This window comes from Microbacterium sp. Bi128 (assembly GCF_918698205.1).
Window position 1 is genome coordinate 1 of the sequence record NZ_CAKKMM010001593.1, and the last position, 1,104, is coordinate 1,104.

A 1,104-nucleotide genomic window follows, 5' to 3' on the forward strand; every position below is an offset into this window, starting at 1 on the left:
CTTCATGGGTGCCGCGCCCACGCCCAAATTTCCGAATGCCAGCAAAAATCCCCCGAGGGCCAACAGCATGCTGTACGGCCGCTACTCAGTCCGGTACAGGGGGGATGCCATGCCTGGCTTCAAGACGGCGTGGCTCCTGTGGCCGGATAGTGGCATCTGGCCGCGGGACGGGGAGATAGATTTCCCAGAAGGCGACCTCGGAGCAATCCTGACGGCAGCTGCCCATTTCATGTCCTTGGATCCAAAGCGCTTTGAACAGTTCTTTTCCAATAAAGTTTCCACAGACTGGCATGTTGCCACGACAGAGTGGACCCCCGGTCGCGTTGAGTTCTTCATTGACGGACGATCCATCGGCGCGAGCACAACGGACGTGCCCTCGACGCCCATGCATTTCATCCTGCAGACCGAATCCTGCCTGCCTCTGTGTCCGGCTCCGGAAACCCAGGGCCACGTCTACCTGGACTGGGTCAGCATCTGGGTGCCGGCCTGAGCCCTCTCGGGGCGCGTCCGGCGGCTTACCGGCGGCCCACCCGCCGCCGCACACCCGAGCCCTAATGCCGCAGCAGATTACCGGCGGAGGGTGAAGGAATCCGAGAAGCTGTAGCCGTCGGCGGGAATGAACCGGGCGGCAAGTTCATCCGCCGTCGCCATGACGTCCAGGGTCCCAAAGGCCGGGTCCTGGTTCTTTCCGGATGTGCTGGCGAAGTAGCGCATCTCCGGGTCCTCGGATCGGACGTTGTAGAGTCCGACGCCGCCAACGCCGACGGTGGCGAACACGGTCCCCGAGCCCTGGGCCATGGCGTCATCGGTATCGGCCAGGCATGCGGAGGCGAAGGTCGCGGGAACGAGTTCCGCGCAGCCTCCGCCCGTGGCCAGTTGATGCGTCCGCTGATAGACGTGGTCGTGGCCGGACAGGACCAGGTCCACCTGCTTTTCGATCAGCATGTTCGTGAAGTCCTGCCCGGCCTGGCAGTCGTAGTTGCCGACGCTCAGGCACGGGGTATGCATGCCCACCACCGTCCAGGGGATGTTCTGCGATTTGGCCTCGTCGATGGCGTCCGCGGTCCAGCGCCAGCGTTCGCTGTCCCTTGAGTAGTCCAGCGG

At 63.9% G+C, this 1,104-nt stretch carries 1 protein-coding gene and 1 pseudogene; one reads left to right on the forward strand and one right to left on the reverse strand.

Translation table 11 applies throughout. From position 1 onward, the window contains the following. Positions 1-490 (forward strand): glycoside hydrolase family 16 protein (locus tag LQV45_RS34785; protein WP_230012499.1); only part of this gene is annotated, 490 nt, incomplete at its 5' end. A gap of 77 nt (positions 491-567) precedes the next feature. Here LQV45_RS34785 and LQV45_RS34790 read toward each other — a convergent pair. After that, positions 568-1,104, reverse strand: a pseudogene (locus tag LQV45_RS34790) (phosphohydrolase); the annotation flags it as partial.